This is a genomic window from Rhizobium sophorae (assembly GCF_013087515.1).
GTDB lineage: Bacteria > Pseudomonadota > Alphaproteobacteria > Rhizobiales > Rhizobiaceae > Rhizobium > Rhizobium sophorae.
The window spans coordinates 58,739-74,329 of sequence record NZ_JABFCN010000057.1; the positions used below are offsets into that span (position 1 = coordinate 58,739).

The following is a 15,591-nucleotide window of genomic DNA, read 5'->3' on the forward strand; positions in this document are numbered from 1 at the left end:
TTGCTCTGTGGAATTTTTACTGGCTTTCCGGCAGGCCGGCGCCGACGCTGTCGCCGACCGAACCGACGGTGTTGTTCATCGACTGGCCGAGACGCTTCAGCTGGGCGTCGTAGTTGCGCCGCGTGCGCGGATCGAAGATCGCAATCGGCGTGCTGACGGCAACACTGACCGCACTTCCGGCGGTCTGGGCAGCACCCATCGCCACGGCGCCGACGGCCTCGCCGAGCCCGACATTAGAATCGGTGATCGTCTGGCCGGCAATCAGCCGGTCGCCGATCAGCTTCACCACCTCGGGGCTTTCGGCGAACTTGCCGTGGTTCAGCCGGTCGCCGCCCTTGAGCTTGGTGAGGTCGAGCACGGTGATGCCGGCCGCCTCGAGCTTGCTGCGGTAAGGTTCGACGGAAGGATCGATCTGGCCGAGCCGGTCGACATTGCCGGAGATGCGCCGCGACAGCGCCAGAGCCCGATCGTCCTGCGAGACGAAGATGGTGAAGTGCGGCCTTTCCTTGCCGAGGCTCGCGAACTGGCGGCCGAAGACATCAACATCGAGATCCGGCGAGGCAAGGATGACATTGTTGATCTTCGGTGCAACATGACCGTTGCGGATCGCCATCTGTCTGAGCGATTCGACGGTCAGCCAGGTGCCCATCGAATGCGCCATGATGGTGATGTCGCTGACAGCGGGATTGGCGGCGGTGCGGGTCAGCAGTTCCTCCAGCGCGTCGCGGGAATAGTTGGTGCTTTCCTTGTCGTAATTATAATCGAAGATGCTGCCGCGCGACGGCCAGGTGAAGACGACCGGAGCGACGTCGGCATGCGAATCATGAACGATCTGCGCGAAGCGGTAGACGGCATCCTCATAACGGTTGTTGAAGCCGTGGACGAAGACCAGCACGCGGCGGCTCTTCGGCATATGGGTCTTCAGCCAGGTCTCGCCGGCCCGCTCGCCTTCCAGGGGATCGACCGAAACGGTGACGAAATTGCGCAGCGGATCGGCCGGCAAGCGGCTTGGCCATTGCACCTGGCCGGCCTTGCGATTGGCTTCCGGCGGGATCGAGACCTCGACGGCATTGACGGCGAGCCCGGTGCCCCGTTCGCCGGAGAATAGCACGGCAGGATTGTCGTCGGCAGCACGCGTCGTCGCGACGAGCAGATCGACCTTGGAGGTGCCGGGGGCCGCGATGCCGGCCGCCTGCATGACACCGACCGGCCTGCCGCCGCAGCCGGCGAACACCATCGTTGCAACCAGAAGACCTGTCAGAGCCGCGGGCGAGCCGCCTCTTTTGCCGATCATGACCAAACTCCAATCGGTTCACGCACCGGACAGGCGGCGCCTGTTCAAATAGTCCGACGGGGCTTGCCGAGTCAAACCGCGAGAGGTGAAAGCCTTTTTGGGCATGAGAAAATAGAGACTTGGGAAAAAAGAAAAAAGCCCGACGCGGGAGGAGGTGCGCCGGGCTCTTGATCCTGACTGACAACTGGGAGGAGGAGTGTTGTCAGTCCGATGTAAGAGCGCTGGGAGGAGGAGTGCGCTGCTTACGAAGATAGTAATAGCCAATTCTTTTGAATCGGAATAGCGAAAATACCGCAATGCAGCAATGCGCTGAACGCAATGCTTGCCCTCAAAATAACAGGTCGTCGCCTCATTTTGCAGCATGTTTGACCAGATGGTCAAAATTGTGCTGAAAATTGTAGCCTCGGGGATCGCCGATGGACTTGTCCTTATCCGCCTGCCGGCACCAACCGGGTCGAGCCACGGATCTCGACCCGTCGTTCGGACCCCCGCAAACGGGCGAAGGGGATATGCCGCGCCCTCTCGATTCCTCTTCTCCCCAGCGGGGAGAAGAGGACATGCCGCGACCTCTCCGTTCCCCGCCTCGTCAGGCAGCCTTGAAGACCTTGCTGCCCTCGGCGTCGAGGGCCGAGAATTCCTCGTTTGAGAGGGTGATGTCGACGGCTGCGACGTTTTCCTCGAGATGTTTGACCTTGGAGGTGCCGGGGATCGGCAGCATGACCGGGCTGCGCTTCAGCACCCAGGCGAGCGCGATCTGGCTGGGTGCTGCATTGTGCTTTTTGGCGATGGTATCGAGCAGCGAGCCGGGCTTGGCGAGGTCGCCGGCAGCGAGCGGATACCACGGAATGAAGCCGATATTGTGCTTGGCGCAGTAATCGAGCACGTCCTCGCTGGTGCGATCGACGAGATTGTAGCGGTTCTGGACGGTGGCAACCTTGAAATGCTTCGAGGCGGCTTCGATGTCGGCAACGGACACTTCGCTCAGACCCGCATGGCGGATGAGGCCGGTATCAAGCAGCGATTTGATCGCATCGAACTGTTCCTTGGCCGGCACCTTCTGATCGATCCGATGCAGTTGCCAGAGATCGATCTGCTCGACGCCGAGATTGCGCAGGCTCTTATGTGCCTGCTGGATCAGATATTCCGGACGGCCGACGGGCAGCCAGATATCGGGGCCGTGGCGGGTCAGGCCGCCCTTGGTGGCGATGACAGACTTGCCGCCATAGGGATGCAGCGCTTCCTTGATCAGCCATTCGGAGACATCGGGGCCGTAGGAGTCGGCCGTATCGATGAAGTTGACGCCGAGTTCCGGCAGGCGCTTCAGCGTGCGGATGGATTCGGCATGATCGGAAGGCTCGCCCCAGATGCCCTTGCCGGTGACGCGCATGGCGCCGAAACCGAGACGATTGATCTCGATATCGCCGCCGATCTTGAAGGTACCTGATTTGGCTGCGTTGTAACTGGACATGGTCTTTCCTCTCTTATCAATCAATCATTGAAATCGGCGGAACGGTCGGAGGCGGGTCCAGCAGCCGCGGCACGGATGCCGAGGCTTTCGGAGATGCCTTCGAGCGCGAATGTCTGCGCTGATCGAAAGCGATGCCTGGCATGGTGATGATCCGCTGTCGCGGGATCATCAGAATGCGGCCGCTACGACGCTTGCAGATATAGGACGGCCCGGTTCCGATAACAGGGCCTGATGGCAGGGATGAGCGGAAACATCGACATCGAACCGACGCGTCGGGAGAGCGCACTGATTCTCAGGCGGGCCCGCGTCAACGCCTGGTCTTTGCCTCGTCGCCGAATTCCGCCAGCATCTTCCAGAGGTCGGCGAAAATCTCCCGGGCGAAATCCTGCGGCGAAGCACTTGGCGGGCGCTGCTGCCAGAGCTCAGCCCCGACGCGCAGCGCACCGATGACGGTTGCCGCAAGCACGCGCATGCGGGGCCGCTCAAGCGGATCCCCTCCCTTGCGCAGAAGCAGCGCCTCGGCGAGCTTCTGTTCGAGTTTGGCATATTTCAGCTGGTCGCGGGCCTTCAGCGCCGGCGTGCGATGGATGAGGTCCCCAAGCGCCAGACCAGGCTCGTCGACGGCCGCGATGACGGTTGCGGTGATCGCCGCCTCGACCGCGGTGACGGAGGATTCGTCCGCCGGCCTTGCGGCGATTGCCGCCATCAGGCGATCGGCGAAGGCATCCTGCCAGGCGAAAACCACCTCTTCCTTGGAGGGGAAATAATCGAAGAAACTGCGTTTGGAGACATCGGCCGCCTCGGTGATGTCCTCGATCGTCGTGGCCTCGAAGCCGCGCTGCAGGAAGAGGCTCATCGCCGCCTGCTCGATGCGCTCGCGCGTCTGCCGCCGCTTGCGTTCCCGCCTGCCTTCCGTCGTTTCCGTCCGCTTGTTCTCAGCCATTCCGGTCCGGCATCATCCTTCAGCCGCCGGTTTCGTTGGAAAAGGCGGCGACATCGTCGATGTCAGCCGCGCTTTCACGATAGCTGAAGCGCTCGCGCGACAGTTCCAGCGGCTTGCGGCGCGAAATCCGGTAGACCGAGGCCGGCGGCAGGTTGCGGACCGTGCCGCCGATGCGCACCGCCTTCAGACCGAGACGGTCGAGGATCGGCCGCGGCACCGGGCAGCGCGGACCATAGGTGAACTGATAGACGGCGCCGCCGGGGCGCATATAGGCGAAGGCGCCGGCCAAGATCGAGGCGATCTTGCGCGGCGACATGGAGAGCAGCGGCAGGCCACTGACAACCGCGCCGACCGGTTCGCCTTCGAAAATATCGGCATGGGCGAGATGGGCGGCATCCATTTGCAACACACGCGCCGTCGGAAAACGCGCCTGCAGCGATGAGATGAATTCCGGACCGTACTCGATCAGGGTCAGATCCGCTTCGCTTACCCCGCGAGCCAGCAGCGCCCGGGTGAAGACGCCGGTTCCCGGGCCGAGCTCGATAATCGGCCCGTCGAGTGCGGCAATTTCACTGGTCATGATCCTGGCAAGCGAATCCCCCGACGGCGCGATCGCCGCTACCCGAAGCGGGTTACTGACCCAGGAGCGGAAAAAATGCAGGAAATCGGAGCATGCGGCCTTTGCAGTCATGACTATCCCACCTGTCTGAAATTCGATTGATTTTGAAAAAGGACCATCGCGGCGAGCATGGCAATTCCAAGGCAGAGGCGTCAATCGCTCGTCGCTGCGGCTTTTCGCAACACCGCTGCCAACAGTTGTTAGATTTCGTACTTATTGCATTTTTGCATTCGATGCAACATCTGTGCGCTGCAGTTAGGGAAGGTTATGCCGTCTCCGGCTGGCCGCTACCTCTACGCAAGGGGTGGCCAAAGGCGAACAACCTCTCTTTCGTCATGCTCGGGCTTGTCCCGAGCATCTACAGCCGGTCGATACGCAGCAGATCCTCGGCACAAGGCCGAGGATGACGCCGAGGCGAGAGCGAGGTTTGTCCATAAACTGAGGGCGGCTCGGAAGCCGCCCTTTCAGCCCAACGCGGGCTGCTCATGATCGCGAAAACGCCAAGCGTCTCGTCAGTAGTTGCAGCTGGAGCCGCTCCCCGGGTTGAAGCCGAGCTTGCAATCCATCTTGAGCGGCTTCTTCGGGTTCATCATGTAAGGCGTCATCGGACCTGAAGTTTCCGAGCTGCGCTCACCGATCGAACCGGTCGTGCGCCGGTCGTGCTGCACCGTGGTTTCTTGTTGGGCCACTGGACGCTCGGCTGCACCCTGCTCTGTCGCGCTGGACTGGAGGGGAGCTGCCGTGGCCGAGAAGGCCGAAAGGCCGAGGATTGCGCCGAAGGCAGCGGCGATCAGGCCGTTCTTGAAAGTCGTGGTCATTTTCGTCTCCTTGGGAGGATTCGGGGAATTTACGCCCCGGAGTTAGGAAGGCGATCTGTCACATACTACGGGGCTAAAGCGGAGGTCACGGATATGTGAGCGGCGGGCCGATCAAGAAAAGGGCGGCTCGTCGCCGCCTTTTTCATTTGCCGGCTCAATAGCCGTTATCACAGGGCATGCTGCCCGGACCGATCGATCCGGAAAACGTAGGGTTGCACATTTCCGGAGCTGCCGGCCTATTCACCGGCAGGCGGGCGATAGAGCCCGTGGTGCCGGCCTCGACGCCGAAGGCGGCAAGCGGATACCAGTAGCCATCGGAATGGCGGCGAGTGCCGGGACGCTCCGTGCGAAAGCCCTGATAGCCATGCCAGGTGCCGGCATGTGATTTATATTGCACCACTTTTACGTCCGAGACAGCAGGCGGCCGAACCGTCTGAACGGGTGCTGCCTGCGCGGGGATGATCGACGTGAGGGCGAGAAGGGCGCCGAGCGCGGCGGTGGATGGGGCAAGTCTGAACATCTTCATGATAAACCCTCCTTATGGATTTATCTCGGTAGAATGCCGTTCAGACCAGCGGAGTTCCGCGACTCGACCGCAATTCCAAAACTCGTGATTGCAGGCGATCCGGCGTGACTAAATCGCCAAAAAACGTGAAAAGTCGCGATCAGGAAAGGGCTCCAACGGCGCTGGTGATGAACCTGAATTCTCTGTTCTCAATTCGCGTATAATGTCCGGTAGCCCTGCCCAGAGAGGCAGGCGACATATTGGCGATGGGCGGCGGCGCGCGCCGTGGTTTCGGCTTCCAACTCATCCGCCCCGGCATAGCCGGTCAGCTGGGCGCGCAGCTGATACTGCTTCCTCGCCTCGTCATACATGGCGTTGCCGTCGGTCATGCAAAGGCCGTGCGCAACAGCAGGCGGATTGACCGGCACGCCGACCGCCAGGAGCACGGGATCATTGGCATGGTCGATGCAGCCGCCAAGGGCCGTCATCATCGCCAGGGCAGCCAGAGCCCGAAAAATTCCCACCGTCATGCATTCCTCCGGCTGAAGCGCCTCTGAATCACCAGACCTGCGGATACATGCGCAAGGTTGCGCGAAACTAGGCAAACCGATCTTCGAGGCAAAAGCCGCCGCTCGCCTGCCAACTCCGGCCGGACGGGTAAGCAGCATATCCATCCTTGTCAGCCATGTGGGCTAAGAACGGCAGCGCCTCGAAAGTTTAAATATTGCTTAAATATTATATTAATGCTTACTTATAGTCGTAGACGCTAATCTTTTCGGGAGAGAAAGATTATGGTTTCGCCGTGGGTAAACGACGCGCTGTCGCACGCACAATCAGCTTTTTCCAGCAAGACAGACACAAATATCCTCGAGGTCGGAGGCGGCTCCCGCACGCATATCCCCTTGAAAGGAGCGAGATATACCGTTGTCGATATCTCCAAGGAGCAGCTCGAGAAGAACAAGGACGCCGCTGAGCGGATCCTCGGCGATGCTCAAACCATCGACTATGGAGATCGTCACTTCGACGCCTGCGTCTTCTGGGACGTTCTCGAGCATTTGGAAAGCCCGCGCTCTGCCTTGTTGAGAGCCCATGACACCCTGTCTCCCGGTGGACTGGTGTTCGTCAAGGGCCCGATCTTGAACTCAGCCAAGGGGATCTTCACCGATCTGACGCCCTGGTGGACCCACGTCTTGTTCTATCGCTACGTGCTCAGGCAGAAAAACGCCGGAAAGCCGGGTTATGCCCCCTTTCGCGTCGAGCACGCCGCAGAGGCATCCCATTCAGAGATTGCGGGGACATTGAAAGAACTCGGCATGGATGTCGTATTCGTCGGCGAGTATGTGTCGACACAGGTGCATGCGCTCAAGGACCGAATTCCCCCGCTTTATTGGCTCTATGAAGCTTTCGGCCTTCTGCTTCGCACGGTTTCGGCCGGGAAGATCGGGGGGCGGGAGACGGAGTTTCTGATCGTGGCAAAGTGCCTCCGACAGTAACTCCTCACCAGAATCTATATAGCACTTCGGAATCCCGAAATTGGTTGGGCATTGAAATCATTCAGCGTTTCTCCCTGTCGACAGCTCACGAAGCGCGGCGGATTTCGGAATCCCGAAGCGGGGGGATTTCGGGATTCCGAAGTGGGGCTTTTTTCTTCCTGCCGACGCGCCCGCGTTTGTCGGCGGCAATCTTGCGGTCGGTCTCGGACCATTTCCGGCATCTTTCCACCGTGCATCGTTTCCATTCATCCGTCGGTGGCGCACCCTCATGGTCACCGACAAAGGTCAGCTTGAACCGGTTGGGATGCGCAACCCCGCTGCCCGCCCGGCCGCGGCGAACTTTTATCAGCCCCTTATATTCGAGCTCATCAATCGCATCGGCCACATATTCGCCGGTCACGCCGTAAGACACGAACTGAGGATGGGTCACGACAAGCTTGCCGTTTTCCAAGCCGGCGTGCGACGTGTGCTCGATGACGATGCGGAAGAAGGCGCGGCAGGCATTCGCACTCAATGTGGTGAAGGCCGCAGATTCCAGCAGCTGAATGGTGAACCATTGCCAGCGAAGACTGCCGTCATCCGTGCCGCTCGGCGGGGCGGTATGCTTGCGCACCATCGCCCGCGTCTTTCCCTGACTGGTTCGGCTTTTGTCGCGAGGGTTGAATTCCGCCATCAGCCCCTCGCCCGTGTTGTCGGTCGGTATCCGCCCGCCCTCCCGAGCCTGTTGCGGGAACTCCGTTCATGCAGCGCGTGACGGCCAAAGCTCGTCCGGGCCATCGCCTCATTCCTGAGAAAAAATTTGCTCAGCATCTAACAACCCGTGGTTGCAATAGCGGCAAACCTAGCGCAAGAACGATCCATGAACTAGGAAAATATTCTTAGTTGTAATCTTCTATTATCCAGTCCCTTCTGCTAGCATCGCTGCAATGAATCTCGGGGGGTAGAAGCGCGATGCGAATAAGCGGTATGGGGAAGAAGAGCGTGGTCGTTTGCGTCCGGCGATTGCCGGCATTGTTTTCGATCTTACTGGCAAGTGCCGTCCAAGCCTTTCCCTGCGATCAGCCGATCATGATATCTAACTGGGCGTTCTGTGCGACCGCCAACGTGAGCGATGAGGGCGGTGACGCTGATTGGAAAATCGTTCCTGCCTGGACTCGCGAGAAAGCCATAAGCGCATATTTCGGAAACGATCCGCGGCTCTTAGCAAACCACGGACTTTGCAACGCCAAATTCCATCGCGTTGTACTCTGCCAGCCGGGATGGCAAACGGGCAACCCGGATGAGTGCTCATATCTGGTTTGCAGCGGCTATTACTCATCTTTGGTCGGGAAGGAAGAAAGGGAAGACTATTTGAGAGACCACCCGACCGCTCAATAGTTGCTTCGCTGTCTTGGGGCAGAGATTGGAGCGGCCGATGAGAAGTGCTTAACCTTGATCTCCCGATCTCAATCTTGAAAACCTGAAGCAATTTCGCGCAAACGATTATTGTAACGTTGGCACTACCCATTCTCTTCATCAGCCAATAAGCTCGCGGCCGGCAGCCGGATGGCGCGCCACAACCTTCAATGTTCGGAGGCCATGCCCGCGTGACATCACTGCACTGGAAGAGATTCGTCTGGTTTTGCGTGGCCTCATACTCTCCCATCCGGCATGGTCCGCCGGCGGCGTCACGATCCCCGGCTACGCGCCAGCGACCGGCGTCGAGCGCAGCTACCGCGTTCAAAAAGCGACCGAGACCGATATGTCATTCTGGTTCGACAAATCAGGCGCCCGCCGGTGACGGCGCGCGGCGCGTTTCGCCAGACTATGACCGTCCTGTCGCGGGATGAAGACGGCATGCGGGTCCGCTGGTCCCTCAGCGCCGATTTGCCGGAAGGCATTGCGGGCCTTGCCGACAGCTATCAGATGAACCTGCTCTATCGGAATTCCCTCACGGCCTATGGCACCGCGGGCAAACGAAACCGGGAAGAGGCGCGACAGGCGTTCATCGACGCTGCGATCGAAGCCGGAATCCCGATCAAGGAATGAGGCCACGCGCCGTGCGGCGCCTATTTGGCGCTGGACGGCGAGCGGTCATCTCGGCCCGCCATCCAGCGTGATGACGCAGAGATTATACGCGATCAGCCATCATAATGGCCAGACAATGCTGCCTCCGCAGACGCCCTTCGTCACAATTGACCCGGTCGCGCGAAGGTCGGTCACCGCTTTCAGCCAGCCCGACTTGGGAGACGGAAGAGGCACTACCGTGCCGGCGTGCAGATCAGCGACCCAGAGATCATGTCGCTTTCAGTCCACGAACTTCTAAAACCGCGACGCTGGCAGGAACGTCAAGCCGTCTCCGGGGCTTTGGCTCTCGCCAGGTCTTGCAGGAACTCTTCCATCAAGGGCTTGTCGCCGAACCGGCGATAAGCCCTTTCCGCTTCCAGCGAAAATGCCGGATGGGCTTCAACAAGGCTCGCCATGGTAGCCTGCGCCTTTTCAAGCTCTCCGCTTCCACCCTGCAACGCGGCTTGGATGAGAAGGCAATTCGCATCGCGGGGCGCCCTGACAAGACACTCGCTGATGACCGTGGCCGCCTCTTCGCGGCGGCCATCGGCATAAAGCGCCTGACCATGCACATAGGCATAATATTCCGGCGCCATAGGGTGCAGTCGGCGCGCCCGCTCGGCATTGGCGACAGCGTCTGAATACTCTCCAAACCGAACCTGCGCCTTGGCCAGCGCCATCATGCTGTCGGGATCGTTGGGGTTCAGTTCGACCGCGCGCTGCGCCGCCTGCAGTCCGCCGGAATAGTCCGCCTGCAGTGCAAGTCCGAAACTGATGACCTGATATCCAAAACCGAGATTGGGATCGAGCCGCACGGCCTGCCGCGCCTCACTGAGACCCAGATCCAGCTCGGGCGCGGCCGCCTGACCGCCGGGCCTTTGCGCCACTTCGCCGATATAGGTCAGCGCAAGGCCTGCGCGGGCTGCGGCATAAGCCGGGTCCATTTCCAGGGCGCGCTGATACAGGACACGGGCATCGAGAATAGCGTTATGGTCAGTGGCGCCGTGCCGGTAACGGTTGCGGGCCTGCAAGACGAGATCATAGGCCTGCAGATTATCCGTCGGCCGCAGCGCCGCCGCTGCCGCTTCGCTTCGACCGATATAGGGCGCGAGCTGCGCGACGATTTCCGTGGTGAGCTCGCTCTGGACGGCGAAAACGTCAGCAACCTTCTTGTCGAAGCTGTGCGACCACAAGTGCGCCCCCGTGCCTACATCAATGAGCTGCGCCGAAACGCGGAGCTGGTCGCCTTCCCGGCGCGCGCTGCCTTCAACCACGTAATCAACGCCAAGCTTTGCCGCGAGCTTGCGTACATCCGTTTCCTGACCGCGCACCGCATAAGTGGAATCGCGGGCGATGACCTGAAGCTCGGGATTACGAGCGAGCGCCGTGGTCACGTCCTCGGTCAGTCCGTCCGCAAAGTAAGGCTGGTTACCGCTGCCGCTCATGGTTGCGAACGGCATGACGGCGATCGAGGGTCTGGGGTCTCGACGGGTCTGGTCTAGAGAGAGTGCAGTTGGGATGCCGCTCACCATCGCTGCCAGCGGAAGGGGTGAAATCTGGGTGCCGATGAGAATGAGAGCGATGGCAGCAACGCCATAAGACCAGCGCGCCGCGCTGCAGCGCAGGACATGTGGCACCTGCTGCCAGATCGACCGGGGAGAGCCAGCCCGCCTTACGCGGTACACTTCAAGCAGCTCCGGAATATTCTTGGCGCGCCTGCGACCGAGCCGGGCGAACAGATCGCCGCGGTTGCGCTCGGCGGCCATCACCACAGCGCCGCTGACAAATATCTGGCCGGGCTCGGCCATGGCTTCAAGCCGGGCCGCGACGTTCACCCCATCCCCATAGACATCGCCATTATCCTCGATGACATCACCGAGGTTGATGCCGATCCGCAGCTTGAAAGGCCCGTCGTCAAAACCTTGCTGGATGGCAAGTGCCGCATCAACGGCCTCGTTGACGCTCGGGAACATCGCAAGGAAGCCGTCACCCATCGTTTTGAAGGTGGTTCCGCCATGGCGGGCGACAGTGGGGTCGATCAGGTGGTCAAAAACGGTACGCAGCTCCACATAGGTGGAAGACTCGTCCTCGGCCATCAGCCGGCTATAGTCGACGATGTCAGCGGCCATGATTGCCGCGAGCTTGCGTTGCATTTCAGCCTCCCAACGGAGTGGCTTGGCACACGGCCGGCACTGCTAACAATTAGTGTGCGGCGATCATTCAGACTAGTCCTGCAATTCGGGAAGCGGTAATCACTACAGCTCATAAATGCGTGAATATTGAGACGGTCCGTCAATTGGCGGTCCGCCGGTCTCTACTTCGTCTGGAGCCGTCCCGTCAAGGAATAAGGCCAGGCGGCTCTGCGAGCTGAGCTTCCATCCGGTCGGCGAGAGCCAGGTAGTGCGGATGGTTCCGGAGAGGATCCAGATCGCTGTCCTTTTTCATCCAGGCCACGACCGACGCGACATAGGTGGGCGATCCGGACGCCTGCCGTTCAAGGCAGGCGATGGCCTCGGCAGGTTTGCCGAGCTTCGCATAGCAACAAGCGAGATTATAGAGCACTCTGAGATCGTCCCCAGCGATTGCGGCGGCACGGGACGCCCACGACGCTCCACGCTCCATCTCGCCCAGATCCGCCAGCAAACAGCCGCCGTAGCACATAAGGATCGGCTCGTCTGGATGTGCGGCAATCTCTCCTTCTATCAGCCGGAGGCACTCTCGTGCCGACTGAACTGCCTCTTGATGGTGCCCAAGGGATATATGGACTGCTCGCAGCTGGTCCCAGGCCCGATAATCATCCGGCTTCAAGGCGATGGTGCGCTCGTAAAGGCCGCGCGCCCTTTCGAACTGGCCCTGCGCGTGACAATTGCGCCCGTGGAAGAAGTTCGCCTCGAAAGAGGTCGGATCTCGTTCGAGGGCGAGCTCAAACTCTGCCTCCGCCTCAGCCCGCAGGCCCTTGGTAAACATTGCGATGCCTCGCGATGCATGGGCGTCGGAGAGACCTGGATCAAGCTCCAGAGCGCGGTTGGCGTTGTCTATGATGTTGTCATATGTGGCAGCCGGATCATTGGCGAGCAGAAGGTAGGAGTCGCAATCGGCCAGCCCGGCATAAGCCCGCGCATAGAGCGGGTCGACGTCGATTGCGTTCGCGAACAGACGCCGGGCTGCCTTTATGCTTCTCGATTCGTGTCCGCGGTTAAAGCACGACCGCCCCATCAGATAAATTTGATAGGCCTCCGGATTGTCGGTTCCCCGCTTGGTGATAGTCTCAAGCTCCTTTGCGAGGAGCCGCACCTTAAGCGCGTCGACAATGTGCTTGGAGATTTCGTCCTGCAGCGCGAAGATATCTTCAAGGTCGCGATCGTACCGCTCCGCCCACACGTGCCGGCCATCCGTTCCGTTGATAAGCTGAGCCGCAATGCGCACTTTGTTTCCGGCCTTGCGCACGCTGCCTTCCAGCACATACCGCACGCCGAGTTCGCGTCCCACCTGCTTCATGTCCACGGCGCGACCTTTGTAGATAAAGCTTGAGTTGCGGGCGATGACGCTGAGCGCGGACACTTTCGCAAGATCGGTAATGATGTCCTCGGTGATGCCATCACTGAAGTATTCCTGCTCCGGATCGCCGCTCATGTTGGTGAATGGCAGCACCGCGATAGACACGCCTTCGCCTTCGGCGGTGACCCCCGCCACAGGCCGCTTCGGCGGTGAATCCTGCCATGGGTGTCCGAAGCGGGCCATGTGGACTTGTATGGGCCTCTCATGGTTCTTCACGGAATGTTGGCCGAAATCCTCGACGTCGACCCCCAACTTGCCACCGATATGCTCGCGCACGATGCCAGCGATCGCGACCCCGCCGGGATCGGCAAGGGATTGCAGGCGCGCCGCGACGTTAACCCCGTCACCATGGATGTCGTCACCATCGACGATGATGTAGCCAAGATTGACCCCGATGCGATATACGAGACGGCGGTCCTGGGCCTGCTGGGGTTCGATTCTAGCTATCCTGCTTTGAATCTCGGTCGCGCACCTTACGGCATCGGCAACGCCGGCGAACTCCACCAGCATCCCATCACCCATCAGCTTGACGATCCGTCCGTTGTGAGCAGCAATACAGGGGTCGACCAAGTCATGCCGCAGCGACTTGAGGCGGCTCAGCGTGCTGATGTCATCGATTTCCATCAAACGGGTGTAGCCGACGATGTCAGCCGAGAGGATCGCCGACAGCCTGCGTTGCATTGGAAGCCCCCACTCCCTGTTGACCGCAAGGCTGATTGTAGCGCTTAGAATCCGGCGCAATCATGTCGGGAAAATAGCAGATGCTAAAGGTGAGCCGTTGGGTGGCCGCGTTGGGTGCAATTGGCTCTTCCACGGCCGATCCAGCAGGACGGCAACACGCCTCATGTCGGGCATAATTGTGAGGTCGCGCTCGATGCTGAAGCGATGTCGGCCCCTGTCAAAGCGCGCGCGAACTCCCGCTCTGGTGCTCGCCGGCACACCAGGTTACCGCCATGCCGGAAATCCCTCTTACTTTAGATGACCGAGAATGTTCTTTGGGTGGGCACAAGGATGTGCATGGGAAAAAGAACTGAAATGCGATGCGACCCAAATGACCAGCTCGTGACCGAGGGCGAAACCTGAAGGCATGGTAAGTTGGAAATGGCGCACCCGAAGAGATTCGAACTCCTGACCCCCAGATTCGTAGTCTGGTGCTCTATCCAGCTGAGCTACGGGTGCGTGCAAAATGCGGCGGTGCCGCTTGCGTGGCGATCCTCTAAAACGTCCTTGGGGACAATGCAAGAGCATTTCTGAAAAAATCGCGTCTTTGTCTGCCCGCAGCCGCGCCTTGCGAAACCCCGTCACTTTTCGATGTGCGTCCGGCTGCGGTAATCGTCCAGCGAAACCGGGCGATCGGGGATCTCGATACGGAACTGCGTGCCGGCCGTCGGCTTTTCCACGAGCGCGATCGTGCCGCCATGAGCAAGTACCAGTTCGCGGGCGATGGTGAGGCCGAGGCCCGTGCCGCCGGAGCGGGCGGAGCCGCGGAAGGCGGCAAAGAGGTTTTGGCGCGCCTTCAGCGGCATCCCGGGGCCGGTATCATCCACCGTGATGCTCACGACGCTGCCGACGCGCTGGGCGGACACGGTGATGCGTCGGGCACTGCCGGCAGCGCCCTCGCCTGATGTCAGCGCCTGCAGCGCATTGCGGCAGAGATTGTGGATGACGCGGAAAAGCTGCTCGCCATCGGCATCGACCTCAAGCTCGGCGCCGATTTGCTCTGCGAATTCGATGCCGCTTTGCGGATCGATCGCCAGCATGTCCTTGACGTCCTGGGTCAGTTCCAAAAGGCGGACAGGACGGCGGCGCGGTGCCGATTCACTCGCCTTGCCGTAGGACAACACCTCGGTGGTATAACCGACGGCGCGGTCGATGGTGCGCAGCAGCTTCGGAGCAAAGCTTTTCACCATCGGATCATCGACATCGACCAGCCGGTCCGACATCAGCTGTGCGGACGCCAGGATATTGCGCATGTCGTGATTGATCTTGGAGACCGCAAGTCCGAGAGCGGCGAGGTTCTTCTGCTGCTTCAGCGTCTTCTGCAGCTCCATCTGCATCGAGGTGAGGTTGCGGCCGGCGACCGCCAGTTCGTCGCGGCCGCCGTCGCCGATATAGATATGGGCGGGGTTCTCGGGATCGGAGGAGAATTGCTGCATACTGCCGGTCAACCGGCGGATGGGGCCGATGAGGATGCGGTTGATCGCAAAGAAGATCAGCGTCGCCGTGAACAGCGAGATCAGCACCGACAGCAACAGGACGTTGCGGGAATAGGCGAACATCGCCGTGCGCAGCTGCCGGTCCTTCATCACCACCTCGACGCCGGTGCTGGTGTCACCGACGGGGCCGTAGACGCGGATTATCCTGCTGCCGCCGAACATCAAGGTGTCGAGTGCGTCGCGTATCGCCGTCACCGGCGGCACGTCAGTGAGATCATAGGCTTCATCGACGGAGGCCGGCATATCGGTCGTCGCCAAGAGCCGCGAGGTGCCCTCCTTGCGCAGCACGATCGCCTTGGTGCCGGTCGCCTCCAAGGTCTCCTTCTGCAGCGCGCGCGGCAGTTCGACCGGCTGCAGCCCATCGATGACGATGGCGGCAGCAGCGGCCGTATTCAGCCTGTCCTGCAGCCAGCGCAACCGCATGCTGGCGACCGAGGGAAAGAAGATCAGGATTTCGGCCAGCATGATAAAGAAGACGGTCAGCCAGAGCAGCTTGCCGGAGAGGCCGCCGAACATGCGCGCAGACGGGCACGGCGCCCTTGCACCCTCGCCGGCCGCCGGGTTTTCCGCCGAAGGATTGTCGCCCTGGTCTCTCATCGGCATTCTCGTCTCGCCCGATCGGCAGCACCCA

At 60.6% G+C, this 15,591-nt stretch carries 15 protein-coding genes and 1 tRNA gene; 4 read left to right on the top strand and 12 right to left on the bottom strand.

Annotated features, from left to right (window positions below):
• Positions 1 to 16: 16 nt before the first annotated feature.
• The 7 genes from G9X64_RS30650 to G9X64_RS30680 all read right to left on the bottom strand — a co-directional run bounded on the left by G9X64_RS30650 (position 17) and on the right by G9X64_RS30680 (position 6,177).
• On the bottom strand, positions 17 to 1,294 hold the full coding sequence (locus G9X64_RS30650; RefSeq protein WP_168307892.1) for an alpha/beta hydrolase: 1,278 nt from the start codon (positions 1,292 to 1,294) through the stop codon (positions 17 to 19).
• 586 nt (positions 1,295 to 1,880) lie between these two features.
• Complete coding sequence (locus tag G9X64_RS30655) at positions 1,881 to 2,762, bottom strand: aldo/keto reductase (protein WP_003545036.1); 882 nt, start codon at positions 2,760 to 2,762, stop codon at positions 1,881 to 1,883.
• Positions 2,763 to 3,069: 307 nt separating this feature from the next.
• Positions 3,070 to 3,705, bottom strand: a complete 636-nt coding sequence (locus G9X64_RS30660) for a TetR family transcriptional regulator (RefSeq protein WP_168307893.1) — start codon at positions 3,703 to 3,705, stop codon at positions 3,070 to 3,072.
• A 19-nt stretch (positions 3,706 to 3,724) separates the two neighbouring features.
• Positions 3,725 to 4,396 (bottom strand): class I SAM-dependent methyltransferase, encoded by a 672-nt coding sequence (locus G9X64_RS30665; RefSeq protein WP_168307894.1) that lies wholly within the window; start codon positions 4,394 to 4,396, stop codon positions 3,725 to 3,727.
• Between the two features lie 440 nt (positions 4,397 to 4,836).
• On the bottom strand, positions 4,837 to 5,142 hold the full coding sequence (locus tag G9X64_RS30670) for a hypothetical protein (protein WP_168307895.1): 306 nt from the start codon (positions 5,140 to 5,142) through the stop codon (positions 4,837 to 4,839).
• A gap of 154 nt (positions 5,143 to 5,296) precedes the next feature.
• Positions 5,297 to 5,668: a cell surface protein gene (locus G9X64_RS30675; RefSeq protein WP_168307896.1), complete on the bottom strand. Its 372-nt coding sequence runs from the start codon at positions 5,666 to 5,668 to the stop codon at positions 5,297 to 5,299.
• Positions 5,669 to 5,856: 188 nt separating this feature from the next.
• A complete protein-coding gene (locus G9X64_RS30680; RefSeq protein WP_168307897.1) occupies positions 5,857 to 6,177 on the bottom strand; it encodes a hypothetical protein in 321 nt (106 codons plus the stop codon).
• Between the two features lie 261 nt (positions 6,178 to 6,438).
• Between G9X64_RS30680 and G9X64_RS30685 the strand changes: the two genes are divergently transcribed.
• Entirely contained in the window at positions 6,439 to 7,140 is a 702-nt protein-coding gene (locus G9X64_RS30685) for a class I SAM-dependent methyltransferase (protein WP_168307898.1), read from the top strand.
• A gap of 85 nt (positions 7,141 to 7,225) precedes the next feature.
• On the opposite strand, the gene G9X64_RS30690 is transcribed toward G9X64_RS30685, so the two are convergent.
• Positions 7,226 to 7,813 carry a hypothetical protein gene (locus G9X64_RS30690; protein ID WP_168307899.1) on the bottom strand — a complete coding sequence of 196 codons (588 nt, stop codon included), beginning with the start codon at positions 7,811 to 7,813 and terminating at the stop codon, positions 7,226 to 7,228.
• A gap of 278 nt (positions 7,814 to 8,091) precedes the next feature.
• Here G9X64_RS30690 and G9X64_RS36825 point away from each other — a divergent pair, with 278 nt between their 5' ends.
• The 3 genes from G9X64_RS36825 (at position 8,092) to G9X64_RS37180 (ending at position 9,168) form a co-directional block, all read left to right on the top strand.
• Positions 8,092 to 8,517 carry a hypothetical protein gene (locus G9X64_RS36825; protein WP_168307900.1) on the top strand — a complete coding sequence of 142 codons (426 nt, stop codon included), beginning with the start codon at positions 8,092 to 8,094 and terminating at the stop codon, positions 8,515 to 8,517.
• Positions 8,518 to 8,761: 244 nt separating this feature from the next.
• Positions 8,762 to 8,920, top strand: a complete 159-nt coding sequence (locus tag G9X64_RS36830) for a hypothetical protein (RefSeq protein ID WP_168307624.1) — start codon at positions 8,762 to 8,764, stop codon at positions 8,918 to 8,920.
• Entirely contained in the window at positions 8,917 to 9,168 is a 252-nt protein-coding gene (locus G9X64_RS37180; protein WP_312864197.1) for a hypothetical protein, read from the top strand. The genes G9X64_RS36830 and G9X64_RS37180 overlap by 4 nt, the downstream gene beginning before the upstream one ends.
• A 299-nt stretch (positions 9,169 to 9,467) precedes the next feature.
• Here the strand turns inward: G9X64_RS37180 and G9X64_RS30705 are convergent, their stop codons facing one another.
• From G9X64_RS30705 to G9X64_RS30720, 4 genes are all read right to left on the bottom strand, one after another.
• Positions 9,468 to 11,339 (bottom strand): adenylate/guanylate cyclase domain-containing protein, encoded by a 1,872-nt coding sequence (locus G9X64_RS30705; RefSeq protein ID WP_168307901.1) that lies wholly within the window; start codon positions 11,337 to 11,339, stop codon positions 9,468 to 9,470.
• 184 nt (positions 11,340 to 11,523) lie between these two features.
• Entirely contained in the window at positions 11,524 to 13,425 is a 1,902-nt protein-coding gene (locus G9X64_RS30710) for an adenylate/guanylate cyclase domain-containing protein (protein ID WP_171378049.1), read from the bottom strand.
• Between the two features lie 421 nt (positions 13,426 to 13,846).
• Positions 13,847 to 13,923 (bottom strand) — tRNA-Arg (locus G9X64_RS30715).
• A 122-nt stretch (positions 13,924 to 14,045) separates the two neighbouring features.
• Complete coding sequence (locus tag G9X64_RS30720; protein ID WP_168307903.1) at positions 14,046 to 15,563, bottom strand: ATP-binding protein; 1,518 nt, start codon at positions 15,561 to 15,563, stop codon at positions 14,046 to 14,048.
• Positions 15,564 to 15,591: the final 28 nt, after the last annotated feature.

Coding starts and splice junctions, on each gene's coding strand:
- G9X64_RS36825 (WP_168307900.1), top strand. CDS start 8,092: ATGCGAATAAGCGGTATGGGGAAGAAGAGCGTGGTCGTTTGCGTCCGG.
- G9X64_RS30690 (WP_168307899.1), bottom strand. CDS start 7,813: ATGGCGGAATTCAACCCTCGCGACAAAAGCCGAACCAGTCAGGGAAAG.
- G9X64_RS30670 (WP_168307895.1), bottom strand. CDS start 5,142: ATGACCACGACTTTCAAGAACGGCCTGATCGCCGCTGCCTTCGGCGCA.
- G9X64_RS30675 (WP_168307896.1), bottom strand. CDS start 5,668: ATGAAGATGTTCAGACTTGCCCCATCCACCGCCGCGCTCGGCGCCCTT.
- G9X64_RS30660 (WP_168307893.1), bottom strand. CDS start 3,705: ATGGCTGAGAACAAGCGGACGGAAACGACGGAAGGCAGGCGGGAACGC.
- G9X64_RS30665 (WP_168307894.1), bottom strand. CDS start 4,396: ATGACTGCAAAGGCCGCATGCTCCGATTTCCTGCATTTTTTCCGCTCC.
- G9X64_RS30720 (WP_168307903.1), bottom strand. CDS start 15,563: ATGCCGATGAGAGACCAGGGCGACAATCCTTCGGCGGAAAACCCGGCG.
- G9X64_RS30685 (WP_168307898.1), top strand. CDS start 6,439: ATGGTTTCGCCGTGGGTAAACGACGCGCTGTCGCACGCACAATCAGCT.
- G9X64_RS30705 (WP_168307901.1), bottom strand. CDS start 11,339: ATGCAACGCAAGCTCGCGGCAATCATGGCCGCTGACATCGTCGACTAT.
- G9X64_RS30655 (WP_003545036.1), bottom strand. CDS start 2,762: ATGTCCAGTTACAACGCAGCCAAATCAGGTACCTTCAAGATCGGCGGC.
- G9X64_RS30680 (WP_168307897.1), bottom strand. CDS start 6,177: ATGACGGTGGGAATTTTTCGGGCTCTGGCTGCCCTGGCGATGATGACG.
- G9X64_RS30650 (WP_168307892.1), bottom strand. CDS start 1,294: ATGATCGGCAAAAGAGGCGGCTCGCCCGCGGCTCTGACAGGTCTTCTG.
- G9X64_RS30710 (WP_171378049.1), bottom strand. CDS start 13,425: ATGCAACGCAGGCTGTCGGCGATCCTCTCGGCTGACATCGTCGGCTAC.